The 15,330-nt window shown below is 59.8% G+C and carries 19 protein-coding genes; 10 read left to right on the top strand and 9 right to left on the bottom strand.

Annotated features, from left to right (window positions below; genetic code table 11):
• Positions 1-34: 34 nt before the first annotated feature.
• Complete coding sequence (locus tag PSH96_RS24150; RefSeq protein WP_370694314.1) at positions 35-1,258, top strand: OprD family porin; 1,224 nt, start codon at positions 35-37, stop codon at positions 1,256-1,258.
• A 104-nt stretch (positions 1,259-1,362) separates the two neighbouring features.
• On the top strand, positions 1,363-1,980 hold the full coding sequence (locus tag PSH96_RS24145) for an FKBP-type peptidyl-prolyl cis-trans isomerase (RefSeq protein WP_099489662.1): 618 nt from the start codon (positions 1,363-1,365) through the stop codon (positions 1,978-1,980).
• Positions 1,981-2,171: 191 nt separating this feature from the next.
• Here the strand turns inward: PSH96_RS24145 and PSH96_RS24140 are convergent, their stop codons facing one another.
• The 3 genes from PSH96_RS24140 to PSH96_RS24130 form a co-directional block, all read right to left on the bottom strand.
• Positions 2,172-2,429 carry a hypothetical protein gene (locus PSH96_RS24140; RefSeq protein ID WP_305455602.1) on the bottom strand — a complete coding sequence of 86 codons (258 nt, stop codon included), beginning with the start codon at positions 2,427-2,429 and terminating at the stop codon, positions 2,172-2,174.
• A gap of 159 nt (positions 2,430-2,588) precedes the next feature.
• A complete protein-coding gene (locus PSH96_RS24135; protein ID WP_305455600.1) occupies positions 2,589-2,930 on the bottom strand; it encodes a zinc ribbon domain-containing protein YjdM in 342 nt (113 codons plus the stop codon).
• 209 nt (positions 2,931-3,139) lie between these two features.
• Positions 3,140-4,108: a polyprenyl synthetase family protein gene (locus PSH96_RS24130; RefSeq protein ID WP_056858342.1), complete on the bottom strand. Its 969-nt coding sequence runs from the start codon at positions 4,106-4,108 to the stop codon at positions 3,140-3,142.
• A gap of 377 nt (positions 4,109-4,485) precedes the next feature.
• On the opposite strand from PSH96_RS24130, the gene rplU reads away from it, so the two are divergent.
• From rplU to PSH96_RS24095, 7 genes are all read left to right on the top strand, one after another.
• A complete protein-coding gene (rplU, locus tag PSH96_RS24125; protein WP_007950961.1) occupies positions 4,486-4,800 on the top strand; it encodes a 50S ribosomal protein L21 in 315 nt (104 codons plus the stop codon).
• A gap of 34 nt (positions 4,801-4,834) precedes the next feature.
• Positions 4,835-5,092, top strand: coding sequence for a 50S ribosomal protein L27 (rpmA, locus tag PSH96_RS24120; protein ID WP_003176049.1), 258 nt, complete (start codon positions 4,835-4,837; stop codon positions 5,090-5,092).
• A gap of 193 nt (positions 5,093-5,285) precedes the next feature.
• On the top strand, positions 5,286-6,509 hold the full coding sequence (gene cgtA / locus PSH96_RS24115; RefSeq protein WP_016976186.1) for an Obg family GTPase CgtA: 1,224 nt from the start codon (positions 5,286-5,288) through the stop codon (positions 6,507-6,509).
• Between the two features lie 111 nt (positions 6,510-6,620).
• Complete coding sequence (gene proB, locus PSH96_RS24110) at positions 6,621-7,739, top strand: glutamate 5-kinase (RefSeq protein ID WP_026013771.1); 1,119 nt, start codon at positions 6,621-6,623, stop codon at positions 7,737-7,739.
• A gap of 16 nt (positions 7,740-7,755) precedes the next feature.
• The gene (locus PSH96_RS24105) at positions 7,756-8,220 is read left to right on the top strand and encodes a CreA family protein (RefSeq protein ID WP_016971050.1); all 465 of its coding nucleotides are present in this window, start codon (positions 7,756-7,758) and stop codon (positions 8,218-8,220) included.
• Positions 8,221-8,321: 101 nt separating this feature from the next.
• Complete coding sequence (locus PSH96_RS24100; protein WP_305455596.1) at positions 8,322-8,804, top strand: glutathione peroxidase; 483 nt, start codon at positions 8,322-8,324, stop codon at positions 8,802-8,804.
• 282 nt (positions 8,805-9,086) lie between these two features.
• Positions 9,087-10,190 (top strand): NADH:flavin oxidoreductase, encoded by a 1,104-nt coding sequence (locus PSH96_RS24095; RefSeq protein WP_305455594.1) that lies wholly within the window; start codon positions 9,087-9,089, stop codon positions 10,188-10,190.
• Between the two features lie 107 nt (positions 10,191-10,297).
• Here the strand turns inward: PSH96_RS24095 and PSH96_RS24090 are convergent, their stop codons facing one another.
• The gene (locus PSH96_RS24090; protein WP_305455592.1) at positions 10,298-11,476 is read right to left on the bottom strand and encodes a glycosyltransferase family 1 protein; all 1,179 of its coding nucleotides are present in this window, start codon (positions 11,474-11,476) and stop codon (positions 10,298-10,300) included.
• Between the two features lie 54 nt (positions 11,477-11,530).
• Positions 11,531-12,295: a sulfate transporter CysZ gene (cysZ, locus tag PSH96_RS24085; protein WP_305455591.1), complete on the bottom strand. Its 765-nt coding sequence runs from the start codon at positions 12,293-12,295 to the stop codon at positions 11,531-11,533.
• Positions 12,296-12,587: 292 nt separating this feature from the next.
• Between cysZ and trxB the strand changes: the two genes are divergently transcribed.
• On the top strand, positions 12,588-13,550 hold the full coding sequence (gene trxB / locus PSH96_RS24080; RefSeq protein ID WP_010206474.1) for a thioredoxin-disulfide reductase: 963 nt from the start codon (positions 12,588-12,590) through the stop codon (positions 13,548-13,550).
• A gap of 188 nt (positions 13,551-13,738) precedes the next feature.
• Here trxB and PSH96_RS24075 read toward each other — a convergent pair whose 3' ends face one another.
• Genes PSH96_RS24075 through folE form a run of 4 tightly spaced genes read right to left on the bottom strand, consistent with a single transcriptional unit; the run spans position 13,739 to position 15,317 of the window.
• On the bottom strand, positions 13,739-14,077 hold the full coding sequence (locus PSH96_RS24075) for a HopJ type III effector protein (protein WP_305455589.1): 339 nt from the start codon (positions 14,075-14,077) through the stop codon (positions 13,739-13,741).
• Positions 14,070-14,366 carry a DUF1244 domain-containing protein gene (locus tag PSH96_RS24070; protein ID WP_017135092.1) on the bottom strand — a complete coding sequence of 99 codons (297 nt, stop codon included), beginning with the start codon at positions 14,364-14,366 and terminating at the stop codon, positions 14,070-14,072. The genes PSH96_RS24075 and PSH96_RS24070 overlap by 8 nt, the downstream gene beginning before the upstream one ends.
• Positions 14,367-14,382: 16 nt before the next feature.
• Positions 14,383-14,754 (bottom strand): dihydroneopterin triphosphate 2'-epimerase, encoded by a 372-nt coding sequence (folX, locus tag PSH96_RS24065; RefSeq protein WP_017135091.1) that lies wholly within the window; start codon positions 14,752-14,754, stop codon positions 14,383-14,385.
• A 2-nt stretch (positions 14,755-14,756) separates the two neighbouring features.
• Positions 14,757-15,317 carry a GTP cyclohydrolase I FolE gene (gene folE, locus PSH96_RS24060; protein ID WP_056858336.1) on the bottom strand — a complete coding sequence of 187 codons (561 nt, stop codon included), beginning with the start codon at positions 15,315-15,317 and terminating at the stop codon, positions 14,757-14,759.
• Between the last annotated feature and the right edge of the window lie 13 nt (positions 15,318-15,330).

Genomic DNA, 15,330 nt, shown 5'->3' with positions numbered 1-15,330 from the left:
AAAAAAACGACAATAAGGCATAGAGGAAGCAGCGATGCATAAACTTTTCAATCGGGGGAAAATGGCTTCGGCGTGCCTGTTGGCAAGTGTGTCGCCCATACTCCTGGCCCAGGGTTTCTGGGAGGATTCAAAGGGTCGCCTGACCTTGCGTAATTTCTACTTCAATGACGATTACCGCGACGGCGGCGAGGATCGCAAAGAGTGGGCGCAAGGTTTTTTACTCAACCTGCAGTCTGGCTATACCGAAGGCACGCTAGGGTTTGGCCTGGACGCGCTGGGGCTGGCGGGGCTGCGGCTCGACTCCAGCCCCACTCACGCGGGCACGGGTTTATTGCCGGTGCATGACGATGGCCATGCAGCCAGTGAATTCTCCAGCCTGGGCGTCACCGCAAAGATGCGCTGGGGCGATACCGTGGTGAAAACCGGCACCTTACTGCCGAAGATTCCAGTGCTGGTGCACAACGATGGACGCCTGCTGCCACAGACTTTTCAAGGCACTCAAGTGGAGTACAGCGGTATTCGCGACCTCTACCTGCACGCCGGGCACCTGGATAAATTCAAGCAGCGAAATTCCACCGACAGCGTGGCTATTTATCCCCAGGGCTACAGCGGCAAACAGGGCAGTGATTTCGATTTTGCCGGTGCCTCTTATGCCTTCACGCCGCAGCTGCGCGGCACTTGGTATTACGGCGAAATGCGTGAGTTCTATCGTCAGCAGTTTTTTGGCCTTGTGCATAAACAGCCGGTGGGTAACGGCACGCTGACCAGTGATTTGCGTTATTTCATCAGCAGCGATGCGGGTGAGGCACGCAACGGCAAAGTGGACAGCGACATGTTCAGCGGGTTGTTCACCTATCGCCTGGGCGCACAGGCGCTGGGCGTCGGTTATCAGAAGGTCAACGGCGACACTGCGCTGCCTTATGCCAGTGTCTCGACGGTGTATTCCTTCACTAACGCCGGTGTGGGCAAGTTCATCCAGGCCGATGAGCAAACCTGGATGCTGCGCTACGACTATGATTTTGAAGCCGTGCTGCCGGGCCTGAGCTTCATGACCCGCTATTACAAAGGGCAGAACGGTGATTACAGAGGGCGTGAGGCGCGGGAGTGGGAGTCGGACACTAACCTGCGCTATGTCATCCAGAGCAGTACCTTCAAAGGCTTGGGCGTGGAGTTGCGCAAAGCGACCTATCGTTCGACCTACGCCAGCGACCGCGATAACTATCGGCTTTATCTGACCTACGACCTGGCCCTTTGGTAGTGGGGCAGGGGGCTGATCAGAGGCGGCTCTTGTGTGCTAGTCTGCGGGCCCTTTTAGTTCTGGATGGCACGGGAAATCGTGCTGCCCTATAGCGGAGCCTCTTCATGTCCGAAGTTAATCTGTCCACCGACGAAACCCGCGTCAGCTACGGTATCGGCCGTCAGTTGGGCGACCAACTGCGCGACAACCCGCCACCGGGCGTGAGCATCGACGCCATCCTGGCTGGCCTGACCGACGCCTTCGCAGGCAAGCCAAGCCGTGTTGACCAAGAGCAAATGGCGGCCAGCTTCAAAGTGATCCGTGAAATCATGCAAGCCGAAGCGGCAGCCAAGGCCGAAGCGGCTGCTGGCGCCGGCCTGGAGTTCCTGGCTGAAAACGCCAAGCGTGATGGCATCACCACCCTGGCTTCCGGCCTGCAATTTGAAGTGCTGACTGCCGGTAGCGGCGCCAAGCCGACCCGTGAAGACCAAGTGCGTACTCACTACCACGGCACCCTGATCGACGGCACTGTGTTCGACAGCTCCTACGAGCGCGGCCAGCCTGCAGAATTCCCGGTGGGCGGCGTGATCGCCGGCTGGACCGAAGCCCTGCAACTGATGAATGCCGGCAGCAAATGGCGCCTGTACGTGCCGAGCGAACTGGCTTACGGCGCCCAAGGCGTTGGCAGCATTCCGCCGCACAGCGTTCTGGTGTTCGACGTTGAGCTGCTCGACGTTCTGTAAGACCTGTTGATGGTTGCGCCGGGTCCTATGTGGGAGCCGGGCTTGATGTGGCGAGCAAGCTTGCTTGCGCTGGGGTGCGAAGCGCCCCTAAAGGTCTGCGACTGCTGCGCAGCCGAGCGGGAGCAAGCTCCCTCGCCACAACAAATCCAACTCCCACATAGAGCCGGTGCATTCAGGTTTTGCGCGGTGGTTCATGGCTGGAACTTGCCATTGAGCTCCGTCGCCGGGCGCAACGCTCGGGCATAGCAGAACAGAAACAGATTACGCACCACCTCCTTCAGCACCCCAGGCTCACTTGAGCTCAGGCCGTTGACGTCCAGGTCACCCTGGTCCTGCAGTTCGCTCAAGGCTTCTTCTTCCAGCACCGCACAGACTTCGCCGGTTTCCCGATGCAGGATCCGCAGGTAAGGATGTGGGCGATCCAGCCAGGCATCTATCAAATAAGTCATGGTCGTTCTCCTTGATGGGTTTCAATGAGAATAATTCTTATTCGTAGAATAGCAAGTGCCTATTGGCGGTTTCCTGGTTTTTCTGTGTGGATATTGAGACAGGTCAGCGCGGAGGGCAAAACGCCATCCCGCGGCGGGCGCGGGATGGATGCAGCAGGTTCAGACTTTGCGCACAAACTCGGATTTGAGTTTCATCGGGCCGATACCGTCGATCTTGCAATCGATATCGTGGTCGCCGTCGCACAGGCGGATGTTCTTGACCTTGGTGCCGACCTTGACCACCAGTGACGTGCCCTTGACCTTGAGGTCCTTGATCACGGTAATGGTGTCGCCGTCTTGCAGGACATTGCCCACAGAGTCTTTCTTCACGGTTTCGTCGCCCGCCACTTCGGCCTCGCCATTGGCGGACCACTCGTAGGCGCATTCCGGGCAGATCAGCTGGGCGCCGTCTTCGTAGGTGTACTCGGAATTGCATTTTGGGCAGGGTGGCAACGTGCTCACTAAAGCTCCTTGAGAGTCAGGGTGGCTAAAAGTCGCACATTATATAGGGTTTATTACAGGTTGGGGGGGGCGCTTCGGAACCTTGTGGGAGCCGGGCTTGCCCGCGATGCAGGCACCGCGGTGTGTCAGCTATACCGAGGTGATGCTATCGCAGCGGTGCGACGACTCGACAAGCCAGCTCCCACACAAGCCAGCTCTGCAAAGAGTCTTTAGTGCGTACGGGCTACCGCAAACTCACTCAGCTCAACCAGGGCGTCCCGGTATTCGCTGGCTGGCAGGGCGTCCAGGCACTGGATGGCACGTGCCACATAGTCACGCGCCAACTGTGCGGTGTATTCCAGCGAGCCCGAGGCTTCTACCGCTGCACGGATAGCTTCGAGGTCTTCAATCCCGCCTTTCTGGATCGCCTTGCGCACCAGGGCGGCCTGTTCCGGCGTGCCTTCGCGCATGGTGTAGATCAGCGGCAAGGTCGGCTTGCCCTCGGCCAGGTCGTCACCGACGTTCTTGCCCAGCGTTTCGGCGTCGCCCTTGTAGTCGAGCAGATCGTCGACCAGTTGGAATGCCACGCCCAGATGATCACCAAAGGTGCGCAGGGCTTCGGCCTGCTCGGCCGTTGCGCCACACAGGGCGGCGGCACTGTGGGTCGAGGCTTCGAAGAGCATCGCGGTTTTGCCGCGAATCACTTCCATGTAGGTTTCTTCGGTGGTGCTGGCGTCGCGGACCTTGGACAGCTGCAACACTTCGCCTTCGGCGATGATGCGCGTGGCTTGTGAAAGAATCTTCATCACCGGCATCGAGCCCAGCTCGACCATCATTTCGAATGAGCGCGAGTACAGGAAGTCGCCTACCAGTACGCTGGGGGCATTGCCCCACATCGCATTGGCCGTCTCGCGGCCACGGCGCATGCCGGACATGTCGACCACGTCGTCATGCAGCAGAGTGGCGGTGTGCAGGAATTCGATGGTGGCGGCCAGCAGGCGCAGGTCATCGCCTTCGCGGCCCAGTGCCTTGCCACACAGCAACACTAATAAAGGACGCAGGCGTTTACCGCCCGCCGACGTAATGTAGTCGCCAATTTTGGAGACCAGCGGCACTTTAGACGTCAGCTGCTGCTTGATGATGCCGTCGACGGCGCTAAAATCGTCCGCGACCGCGCGGTAGAAAGCTTGGGGTTGCATCAGCGACAGTCGCTCCAGAAGGGTTGCGCGGCATGCTAGGACCCTGACCCCGCAGTGTCAAGGCGCGCCCAGTCACCATGAAAGCTACTGCGCTCTGGAATCCTGCGTCAAAAACAGGCTCGGAATGCTCATTTACAACCCGTAAACTCCGCTTCCTCGCCTGTTTTTTCCTTGTCTTCCCTTCGCTCGCTACGCTTTCAAGGCGACTGGCGGCCACTTGCAAGGCATCTATAGCTTGCGTACAATCGCGCACCCTGAACTTCCTGGGCAGCACCTGCCTTACGCAATTGCATTCGGGACGTCCATCCCATGCAGCCATGCCAGCCAATACCTTTTCTTATAAAGCGCTGGGTGAGCAGGATTATCGGAGAAATACCATGTCGTACGCAGTAATTGTTACTGGTGGCAAGCAATACAAGGTCGCCCCAGGTGAATACCTGAAGATCGAAAAACTGGAAGTCGCTACTGGCGAATCCGTTACCTTTGATCGCGTTCTGTTGGTCGCTAATGGCGATGACGTGAACATCGGCGCTCCAGTTGTTGCTGGCGCTACCGTTGTGGCTGAAGTGATCTCCCAAGGTCGTCACGATAAAGTCCGCATCATCAAGTTCCGTCGTCGTAAGCACCACATGAAGCGTATGGGCCACCGCCAGTGGTACACCGAGATCAAAATCACCGGTATTCAGGCTTAATTTCAGCCTAATTCCTCACTAGGAGAATTGACTCATGGCACACAAAAAAGCTGGTGGTAGTACCCGTAACGGTCGCGACTCAGAAGCCAAACGCCTTGGCGTTAAGATGTATGGCGGCCAGAAAATCATTCCGGGCAACATCATCGTGCGTCAGCGCGGCACCCAATTCCACGCCGGTTACGGTGTTGGCATGGGTAAAGATCACACCCTCTTCGCTAAAATCGAAGGCGTGATCAAGTTTGAAGTAAAAGGCGCGTTCAACCGCCGTTACGTGAGCGTTGTCGCCGCTTAATTGCGCGATCGCTGGAAAAGCCCTGTCTCGCGACGGGGCTTTTTCGTTTGTGGAGTGAGTCTCTTGCAAAGCTGTTTGTGATGGGCTCAGGCGCTGGATGTGCGGTCGTTTTCTGAGGTCGCTGCGCTCATTTTTGCAAGAGTCTTATGTCTTGGTTTCTTAAGCTCGTCCATGCGACGAGAGGCGTTTTGTTATGAAGTTCGTTGATGAAGTTTCCATCCGAGTAAAAGCAGGCGACGGCGGTAACGGTTGCATGAGTTTCCGTCGCGAAAAGTTCATCGAAAACGGTGGCCCAAACGGCGGTGACGGCGGTGACGGCGGTTCCATCTACATGATGGCCGACGAAAACCTCAACACCCTGGTCGACTACCGTTACACCCGGCACTTCGATGCCGAGCGTGGCTCCAACGGCGGCAGCACCGACTGCACCGGCAAAAAAGGCGAAGACCTGGTACTGCGCGTACCGGTCGGCACCACGATCATTGACTCCGCGACCCAGGAAGTGATTGGCGACCTGACCAAGGCCGGCCAGAAACTGATGGTTGTGCAGGGCGGCTGGCACGGTCTGGGTAACACCCGATTCAAGTCCAGTACCAACCGTGCGCCACGCCAGACCACGCCGGGCAAGCCGGGCGAGCAGCGTGACCTCAAGCTGGAGATGAAAGTACTGGCAGACGTGGGCCTGTTGGGCTTGCCGAACGCCGGTAAAAGTACCTTCATCCGTTCGGTCTCGGCCGCCAAGCCGAAAGTCGCCGACTACCCGTTCACCACCCTGGTGCCAAACCTGGGCGTGGTCAGCGTAGACCGCTGGAAAAGCTTCGTGATCGCCGACATTCCTGGCTTGATCGAAGGCGCTTCCGACGGTGCCGGCCTGGGGATTCGCTTCCTCAAGCACTTGTCGCGTACCCGTTTGCTGCTGCACCTCGTCGACATGGCGCCGCTGGATGACACCAGCGCACCGGACGCCGCCGAAGTGATCGTCAGCGAGCTGACCAAGTTCAGCCCGGCCCTGGCCGAGCGTGACCGCTGGCTGGTGCTGAACAAGTGCGACCAGATCCTCGAAGAAGAGCACGAAGAACGCGTCAAGGAAATCGTTGACCGCCTGGAGTGGGAAGGTCCGGTCTATGTGATCTCGGCCATCGCCAAAGAAGGCACCGAGCGCCTGACCCGCGACATCATGCGCTACCTCGAAGACCGCGCCGACCGCCTGGCGGCCGACCCGGTATTCAAGGCCGAACTCGCCGAACTCGACCAGCAGATCGAAGACGAAGCCCGCGCCCAGCTGCAGGCTTTGGACGACCAGCGTGCCCTGCGCCGCAGCGGCGTGAAGTCGGTTCATGACATCGGCGACGACGATTGGGACGAAGAAGACGTGGATGATGAAGACGGTCCGGAAATCATTTACGTGCGCGACTGATTCGTTGCAGTAAACTTGAACGCCGCTCCTTACAGAGCGGCGTTTTAGTATCCGGATATAACGTTATGGCCAGCGCTGGGTCGCGCGGCCCTCTATCTAAGGTTGAAGATGATGCGGAGCAAAGTGACAGGTGCGCAGCGCTGGGTCGTAAAGATCGGAAGTGCGCTGCTGACGGCGGATGGCAAAGGTCTGGATCGCGCAGCCATGAGCGTCTGGGTCGAGCAGATGGTGGCCTTGCATGAGGCCGGTGTCGAGTTGGTGCTGGTGTCGTCCGGGGCGGTTGCCGCCGGGATGAGCCGCCTCGGCTGGACCGCGCGACCCAGCGCGATGCACGAACTGCAAGCCGCCGCCGCCATCGGCCAGATGGGCCTGGTGCAAGCCTGGGAATCCAGCTTTGCCGAGCACGGCCGCCACACGGCGCAGATCCTGCTGACCCACGACGACCTGTCCGACCGCAAGCGTTACCTCAATGCTCGCAGCACCCTGCGCGCACTGGTTGAGCTCAAGGTCATTCCGGTGATCAATGAGAACGACACGGTGGTCACCGACGAAATCCGCTTCGGTGATAACGACACCCTGGCCGCGCTGGTCGCCAACCTGGTAGAAGCCGACCTGCTGGTGATCCTCACCGACCGCGACGGCATGTTTGACGCTGACCCGCGTAACAACCCCGACGCCCAGCTTATCTACGAAGCCCGCGCCGATGACCCGGCGCTCGACGCCGTGGCCGGCAGTGTCGGCGGTGCGTTGGGCCGAGGCGGCATGCAGACCAAGCTGCGTGCGGCGCGTCTGGCCGCCCGTTCCGGCGCGCACACCATCATCGTCGGTGGGCGCCTGGAGCGTGTGCTGGACCGCCTCAAGGCCGGTGAGCGCATCGGTACGCTGCTGTCGCCGGAACGCGGCATGCTCGCGGCGCGCAAACAGTGGCTGGCCGGTCATCTGCAAACCCGTGGCACGCTGGTTCTGGACGACGGCGCTGTGTCAGCCTTGTCCCAAGGCAACAAGAGCCTGCTGCCGGTCGGTGTCAAGCTGGTGCAGGGCAGCTTCCGCCGTGGCGAGATGGTGGTGTGTGTGGCGCCCGATGGTCGCGAGATCGCCCGTGGCCTGGCCAACTACAGCGCACTGGAAGCCCAGAAGATTATTGGACAATCGTCCGACGCGATTGTCGGACTCTTGGGTTACATGGCCGAACCGGAACTGGTTCACCGCGATAACCTGATCCTGGTCTGAATAAAGGAACTACACGATGCGTGTCATGAAAGGATTGCTCGGCCTGCTGCTGGCCCTGCCGTTGCTGGCCTCGGCCGAAGAAATCGGCCAGGTGTCGACGGTGTTCAAGTTTGTCGGCCCCAACGACCGCATAGTGGTCGAGGCGTTTGATGACCCCAAGGTCGACGGCGTGACCTGCTACCTGTCGCGTGCCAAGACCGGCGGCGTCAAAGGCGGCCTGGGCCTGGCCGAAGACCGCGCTGAAGCGTCGATAGCCTGCCGTCAGGTTGGCCCGATTCACTTCAAGGGCGAACTCAAGGATGGCGACGAAGTGTTCAAGGAGCGTACCTCGCTGGTGTTCAAGACCATGCAGGTGGTGCGCTTCCTCGACAAGAAGCGCAATACCTTGGTGTACCTGGTCTACAGCGACCGTCTGATCGAAGGCAGCCCGCAGAATGCGGTCACCGCGATTCCGATTTTGCCCTGGCCGACCGCGCAGTAACCGGCGGGCGAGTTTTTCAATCGGCGTCTATGATTGCAGGCTTGTGGTCTGTAATCTCGAACAGCCGCAACACGAAGAACATGGGATATCTGGAGTTCGTCATGAGTGCTTTCCACGACCTGAAACTCAAAGCTTTGGACGGACAAGAGCTGGCGCTGGCGCCCTTCAAGGGGCAAGTGGTGCTGGTGGTCAACGTGGCCTCCAAATGTGGCTTGACCCCGCAATACGCGGCGCTGGAAAACCTCTACCAGCAGTATAAGGACCAGGGGTTTACCGTACTCGGCCTGCCGTGCAACCAGTTTGCAGGCCAGGAGCCGGGCACCGAAGAGGAAATTCAGGCGTTCTGCAGCCTGAACTACGGCGTGACCTTCCCGTTGGGCAGCAAGCTTGACGTCAACGGCCACGATCGCCATCAGCTGTATCGCTTGCTGGCGGGCGAGGGCGCTGAGTTTCCCGGGGATATCACCTGGAATTTCGAGAAATTCCTGCTCGGCAAAGACGGCCGCGTACTGGCGCGATTCTCGCCGCGCACGGCGCCGGATGATCCGACGATCGTACAGGCGATCGAAAAAGCCCTGAGCTGAGTGCGGGCGACGAGCGTTGATAGGGCTTCTTGTGGCGAGCGGGCTGGCCCCGCGTTGGGCTGCGAAGCGGCCCCGATAAGATCCCTGCATTCCTCCAACCGAAAATGCACTGCCTGGAACACGGGCTGCTAGCCCAACGCGGGGCAAGCCCGCTCGCCACAGGTTGGCGGCGATTCACTTCTCTCACTTTTACCCCTTAATCACCCAGATCAATAGTGCTACCCAGCACGTTGCGCGGCTCATATTATCCACATCATAAACACCTCTTATGTGGAGTGCCCCATGCCTGTCCAAGCTTTGTTCAAACCCTTCCAGCTCGGTGCACTGCAACTGTCCACCCGTGTGGTCATGGCGCCCATGACCCGTTCGTTCTCGCCGGGTGGCGTACCCAATTCCAGCGTCATCGAGTACTACCGTCGCCGCGCCGCTGCCGGTGTGGGTCTGATCATCACCGAAGGCACCGTGGTCGGCCATCAGGCTTCCAACGGCTACCCGAACGTCCCGCATTTTTACGGTGAGGCCGCGCTGGCCGGCTGGAAGAAAGTGGTCGACGCCGTACACGCCGAAGGCGGCAAGATTGTCCCGCAGCTGTGGCACGTGGGCAGCGTGCGCCGTATCGGCACCGAGCCTGACGCCAGCGTGCCGGCCTACGGCCCGATGGAGAAACTCAAAGACGGCAATGTCGTCGTCCACGGCATGACCCAGCAAGACATCAAGGACGTGATCAACGCCTTCGCCCAAGCTGCCAAGGATGCCCAGCGCATCGGCATGGATGGCGTGGAGATCCACGGCGCACATGGCTATCTGGTCGATCAGTTCTTCTGGGAAGGCAGCAACCAACGCACTGACGAATACGGCGGCAGTCTGGCCAACCGTTCGCGGTTTGCCATCGAGTTGATCCAGGCCACCCGCGCCGCCGTCGGCCCGGACTTCCCGATCATCTTGCGCTTCTCTCAATGGAAGCAGCAGGACTACACCGCTCGCCTGGTGCAGACCCCCGAGGCGCTAGGTGAGTTTCTTAAGCCGTTATCGGACGCCGGTGTGGATATTTTCCACTGCTCCACGCGTCGGTTCTGGGAACCGGAATTCGAAGGCTCCGACCTCAACCTGGCCGGCTGGACCCGCCAGCTCACCGGCAAGCCGACCATCACCGTCGGCAGTGTGGGCCTGGATGGCGAGTTCCTGCAGTTCATGGTCAACACCGACATGGTCGCTCAACCAGCCAGCCTGGAAAAACTACTGGAGCGCCTGAACAACGATGAGTTCGACCTGGTTGCCGTGGGCCGTGCCCTGCTGGTGGACCCGGATTGGGCCGTGAAAGTGCGCGAAGGCCGTGAGGGCGACATTCTGCCGTTCAGTCGTGAGGCGTTAACGAGCCTGGTGTAGCGTCTGCTCCGACGCCATCGCGGGCAAGCCCGGCTCCCACAGGAAAATGCGTTCCAATGTGGGAGCCGGGCTTGCCCGCGATAGCGATCTAACGGCCAACACTGGCCTCAGATCAAACGCGACTCCCCCGCAATTACCGCCCGCTCGCCGCACACCCCGCGCAATTGACGCTCAAACTGCTCGATAATCGCCGGCCAACCCTGACGGCTTGCATGTTGGCGAGCATTCAAACGCATGCGGCGCAAACTCTCCGCATCTTCCAGCAGCCAGTTGGCGGCGTCACAAAACGCATCCTCATCCCCTGGCATCGCCAGCACGCCGTTGTAACCATGGCGAATATGCTGAGTCGCGGCTGCCTGGTCGTACGCCACCACACCCAGTCCCGAGGCCATGGCTTCCAGCACCACGTTGCCGAAGGTTTCGGTCAGGCTGGGGAACAGGAACACATCGCCGGACGCGTAGTGCCGCGCCAGTTCTTCACCGCGCAAGGTCCCACAGAACACCGCTTCGGGCAGTTCCTTTTCCAGCGTCGCCCGTTGTGGGCCGTCGCCGACGATGATCAGTTTCATCTGGCGCAGCGGGTAGGTGTCCTGCAAGGTTTCGAAGCAGCGCTTGAGCAGCCCCAGGTTTTTTTCCTGTGCCAGGCGGCCTACATGCAGCACGGCGATCTGGTCGTTGTTGAGCGCCCAGCTTTCACGCAACGCGTTATCGCGTTTGGCGGGGTGGAACAACTGGCTGTCGACGCCGCGTGACAACATGCCCAGGCGCTCGAAGTGGCGACGCTCCAGCTCCAGGCGCTGGCTGGCGCTCGGCACCAGGGTCAGGGTCGAGCGGTTGTGAAACCAGCGCAAGTAGTGGGTGACCATGCGGCTGAGCAGGCTCAAGCCATATTGATTGGAGTACTGCTGGAAGTTGGTGTGAAACCCGCTGACCACGCTGATCCCCAGGCGCCGCGCCGCACGTAGCGCCGACAGCCCCAGCGGCCCCTCAGTGGCGATGTACAGCACGTCCGGGCGCTGGCGTGTCCAGCGCCGCAGCAACTTGTGCATCGACGACTGGCCCCATTGCAGCCCCGGGTAACCCGGCAGTGGCCAGCCGCGACACAACAGTAATCCATCGTCGCTGGGCCGGCTTTGGTCGACACCCTGGCGTGGGCGTACCAATTCGACTTGATGGCCACGCGCGCGCAAGCCCTCACACAAGCGGCCAAGGGTATTGGCCACCCCGTTGATCTCCGGCGGGAAGGTTTCGGTAATCAGGGTGATGTGGAGCGAGGCTGTCGTCATGACCCACAGTGTCACCGTGGGCCATGTCGTCATTGTGACGCTAGGATGATGGATTTATGACTTGGCTATCGCCTGTCGTGCCATCGCCTCGGCGCCTTGCTCACGTACCCAGAACAACGTGGCTCCCGCGACGGCAGCCGGCATCATCAGCAGGTTGACCACCGGCACCAGCAACACCAGATAAACAATGCCGCCAAAGCTCATGCTCTGCCAGCGCTTCTGGCGCAGCCAGGCAAGCATTTCATTCCAGCCCAGCTTGTGGTTATCCGCCGGGTAGTCGATGTACTGGATCGCCATCATCCACACGCCGAACAGCAACCACAGCGGCGCGGCGATCAGGTTGACCACCGGAATGAACGACAGGATAAACAGGCCGATGGCGCGTGGCAGGAAGTAACCCAGTTTGCGCATTTCCCGCGCCAGGGTGCGCGGGACCATGGCAATCAACTCGCCCCAGCTGAAGGCGGGGAAGTCGTCTGTGCCGCGCACCACCACCTCGACTTTCTCCGAGAGAAAACCGTTAAACGGCGCGGCAATGATATTGGCCAGCATGGTGAAGGTGAAAAACACCATCAACACCACCAGCACCACAAACAAGGGCCACAGGATGTAGCTGAGGAAACTCAGCCAACTGGGTAGCGTCGGCATCAAGGTGTCGACCCACATACTGAACTGATGGCCGGCGAAATAGATCAAACCGACGAACAGCACCAGGTTGATCGCCAACGGCAGCAGCACAAACAGGCGCAGGCCAGGGCTCAACACCAGTTTTAGGCCTTCACGCAGGTATTGCGGGCCAGAAAGAGCAGGGGCGGGCATGGAGAACTCCGAGCAGGAAGACGAACGCGCCGACCTTACCGGCTTTGCTTGTTCGGCGAAAGCGGCGACATCAGCGGTAACAACTAGGCAAGCAGGGTGTCGATTAACCGCGTCGACTGCATAGAGACCACCTATGAGCTGGATTGTTATTCCGTATTTCCTTAATCTTGCCCCCCTCTATACGCTGCACCCATTATTTTCAGGGCCTGCGAGTTCAAGCCTTCCCCAAGTGCTTCGCGGTCCTTTTTTATTCCAGCTGCCTTGTAGTCCGGGCGGTCGATAGGAGTGAGTCATGTCTGATACCCGTCATTCGCGAGTGATTATTCTCGGTTCCGGCCCTGCCGGTTACAGCGCTGCCGTCTACGCTGCCCGGGCCAACCTCAAGCCGCTGCTGATTACCGGCATGCAGGCGGGCGGTCAGTTGACCACCACCACTGAAGTCGACAACTGGCCGGGCGATGTGCACGGCCTGACCGGGCCGGTGCTGATGGAACGTATGAAAGAGCACGCCGAGCGCTTTGAAACCGAGATCGTTTTCGACCACATCAACCAGGTCGACTTCTCGAAAAAGCCTTACAGCCTGACCGGCGACAGCGGTGTCTACACCTGTGACGCGCTGATCATCGCTACCGGCGCCAGCGCCCGTTACCTGGGCCTGCCATCGGAAGAAGCGTTCATGGGCAAAGGCGTCTCCGCCTGCGCGACCTGCGACGGTTTCTTCTACCGCAACAAGCCGGTCGCTGTGGTCGGTGGCGGCAACACCGCCGTGGAAGAAGCGCTGTACCTGGCCAACATCGCCAGCACTGTGACCCTGGTTCACCGCCGTGAGACTTTCCGCGCCGAGAAGATCCTGATCGACAAGCTGCACGCCCGTGTGGCTGAAGGCAAGATCATCCTCAAGCTCAACGCCACCCTGGACGAAGTCCTGGGCGACAATATGGGCGTGACCGGTGCTCGCCTGAAAAACAACGACGGCAGCTTCGACGAGCTGAAAGTCGACGGCGTGTTCATCGCCATCGGCCACACCCCGAACACTTCGCTGTTCGAAGGCGTGCTCGAAGCCAAAGACGGCTACCTGGTTGTGCAAGGCGGCCGTGAAGGCAACGCCACTGCGACCAACATCGAAGGTATCTTCGCCGCCGGTGACGTGGCTGACCACGTGTACCGCCAGGCCATCACCTCGGCCGGCGCCGGTTGCATGGCGGCGTTGGACGCCGAGCGTTACCTCGACGGTTTGAAGGACGCTTCGTTCTAAACCCGTTGAAATGAAAAAACCGGCCGAGAGGCCGGTTTTTTTATGCGCACGATTCAAGCCGCACCGCAGTGCTGATGTGCCAACCCGATTCAATGTGGGAGCTGGCTTGCCTGCGATAGCGGTGGTGGCTGACACACCGCTATCGCAGGCAAGCCAGCTCCCACCTTAAACCGGGTTATCAGATTGAATCAGCGGCGGGTCAGGGGTTGTGCGGTGAACTTCACACCGGCCAAACCCTGCGCAATCAACGCCCGAATATTGCCGTGATCACTGCCCTGCGGCGTCGCCACCACCGAACGGTAATGCTCACCAAACGCCAGCAACGCTTCCTGATCGCTCAAGCCTTCCAGCAGCGCCAAGCCCAAGGTCTTGCACGAACCTTCGTTCTGACCAGCAGCATTTTCTACGCCACCATTGGTAAAAGCCTGCGGCTGGTAATCATAACCGGCAGCTACAAAAGCCAAGGTGTCGGCAAAAACATGTTCGCCGCTGTTGAGGCTGGCGCGCAGGGTGTTCAGATCAGTCATGGGGTTTTCCTTTGGCGAACGCCGCCTGTTGGTCGGCGCTGGCTTCTTGCTGGTATTGGGCTTTCCACTCGGCGTACGGCATGCCGTACACCACTTCGCGGGCGTCATCGAGGCTCAGCTCGATGTGGCGCTCGTCGGCCTCGGCCTTGTACCACTTGGATAAGCAGTTGCGGCAAAAGCCTGAGAGGTTCATCAGGTCGATGTTCTGCACATCCTTGCGGCTGTCCAGGTGGGCCACCAACCGGCGAAAGGCGGCGGCTTCAAGTTCGAGGCGTTGTTGATCGTTCATAAGGCTCACTTAACTATCAGCGGCTGGCCGCCAGGGTAATCGACACCGACTCGGCAAAGCGCAGCGCATGGGGCTTGTCCACTTCGACTTCGGCATACAGCACTGACTCATTGCTCATCACCAGGTCCAGCAACTCTTGCGTCAGACGTTCGAGCAGTGCAAAGCGATTGCCTTCGACGTGGGCAATGATCGCCTTGGTGATGGTGCGGTAATTCAGCGCGTGGTCGATGTCATTGTCGCGCACAGCTTCCTGTGCGGCATACAGGATGGTCAGGTTGATCAGCACATCCTGCTTGTTGTTGATCTCATCTTCATTGATGCCAATAAAGGTGCGCAGGCACAGGTCCTTGACCCGGATGCGCGCCATGCCTGGTTGAAGTTGTGGCATTGCTACTTGCTCCGTCCGATCAGTTGCAGGAACTCCATGCGCGTGGTGTTCGACTCGCGGAACGCGCCGAGCATCACCGAGGTGTTCATGGTTGAATTCTGTTTTTCCACGCCGCGCATCATCATGCACATGTGCTTGGCTTCGATCACCACCGCCACGCCTGCGGCCTGGGTGACCTGCTGGATCGCGTCGGCGATCTGCCGAGTGAGGTTTTCCTGGATCTGCAGGCGCCGCGCGTACATGTCGACAATGCGCGCCAGCTTCGACAGGCCCAGCACCTTGCCGGTCGGTATATAGGCCACGTGGGCCTTGCCGATAAAGGGCAGCAAATGGTGTTCGCACAGCGAATACAGCTCGATGTCCTTGAGGATCACCATCTCGTCGTTATCGGAGGCGAACAAGGCGCCGTTGACGATGGTTTCCAGGTTTTGCTCATAGCCATGACACAGGTACTGCATGGCCTTGGCGGCGCGCTTGGGGGTGTCGAGCAAGCCTTCGCGCTCCGGGTCTTCGCCCAGGCCTTTGAGGATCTCGCGGTAGTGTTGGGGCAGGGACAAGGTCATACAACATCCTCAC

Origin of the sequence: Pseudomonas sp. FP2338, assembly GCF_030687515.1 — a bacterium.
GTDB classification, from domain to species: Bacteria; Pseudomonadota; Gammaproteobacteria; order Pseudomonadales; family Pseudomonadaceae; genus Aquipseudomonas; species Aquipseudomonas salomonii.
The sequence above is the reverse complement of the archived record's forward strand: the minus strand, read 5'-3'. Positions and strand labels throughout refer to the sequence as shown.

Bases quoted from the DNA above. Each gene is read 5' to 3' on its own strand.
- PSH96_RS24150 (WP_370694314.1), top strand. From the start codon at position 35: ATGCATAAACTTTTCAATCGGGGGAAAATGGCTTCGGCGTGCCTGTTG.
- PSH96_RS24145 (WP_099489662.1), top strand. From the start codon at position 1,363: ATGTCCGAAGTTAATCTGTCCACCGACGAAACCCGCGTCAGCTACGGT.
- PSH96_RS24140 (WP_305455602.1), bottom strand. From the start codon at position 2,429: ATGACTTATTTGATAGATGCCTGGCTGGATCGCCCACATCCTTACCTG.
- PSH96_RS24130 (WP_056858342.1), bottom strand. From the start codon at position 4,108: ATGCAACCCCAAGCTTTCTACCGCGCGGTCGCGGACGATTTTAGCGCC.
- rplU (WP_007950961.1), top strand. From the start codon at position 4,486: ATGTCGTACGCAGTAATTGTTACTGGTGGCAAGCAATACAAGGTCGCC.
- rpmA (WP_003176049.1), top strand. From the start codon at position 4,835: ATGGCACACAAAAAAGCTGGTGGTAGTACCCGTAACGGTCGCGACTCA.
- cgtA (WP_016976186.1), top strand. From the start codon at position 5,286: ATGAAGTTCGTTGATGAAGTTTCCATCCGAGTAAAAGCAGGCGACGGC.
- proB (WP_026013771.1), top strand. From the start codon at position 6,621: ATGCGGAGCAAAGTGACAGGTGCGCAGCGCTGGGTCGTAAAGATCGGA.
- PSH96_RS24105 (WP_016971050.1), top strand. From the start codon at position 7,756: ATGCGTGTCATGAAAGGATTGCTCGGCCTGCTGCTGGCCCTGCCGTTG.
- PSH96_RS24100 (WP_305455596.1), top strand. From the start codon at position 8,322: ATGAGTGCTTTCCACGACCTGAAACTCAAAGCTTTGGACGGACAAGAG.
- PSH96_RS24095 (WP_305455594.1), top strand. From the start codon at position 9,087: ATGCCTGTCCAAGCTTTGTTCAAACCCTTCCAGCTCGGTGCACTGCAA.
- PSH96_RS24090 (WP_305455592.1), bottom strand. From the start codon at position 11,476: ATGACGACAGCCTCGCTCCACATCACCCTGATTACCGAAACCTTCCCG.
- cysZ (WP_305455591.1), bottom strand. From the start codon at position 12,295: ATGCCCGCCCCTGCTCTTTCTGGCCCGCAATACCTGCGTGAAGGCCTA.
- trxB (WP_010206474.1), top strand. From the start codon at position 12,588: ATGTCTGATACCCGTCATTCGCGAGTGATTATTCTCGGTTCCGGCCCT.
- PSH96_RS24075 (WP_305455589.1), bottom strand. From the start codon at position 14,077: ATGACTGATCTGAACACCCTGCGCGCCAGCCTCAACAGCGGCGAACAT.
- PSH96_RS24070 (WP_017135092.1), bottom strand. From the start codon at position 14,366: ATGAACGATCAACAACGCCTCGAACTTGAAGCCGCCGCCTTTCGCCGG.
- folX (WP_017135091.1), bottom strand. From the start codon at position 14,754: ATGCCACAACTTCAACCAGGCATGGCGCGCATCCGGGTCAAGGACCTG.
- folE (WP_056858336.1), bottom strand. From the start codon at position 15,317: ATGACCTTGTCCCTGCCCCAACACTACCGCGAGATCCTCAAAGGCCTG.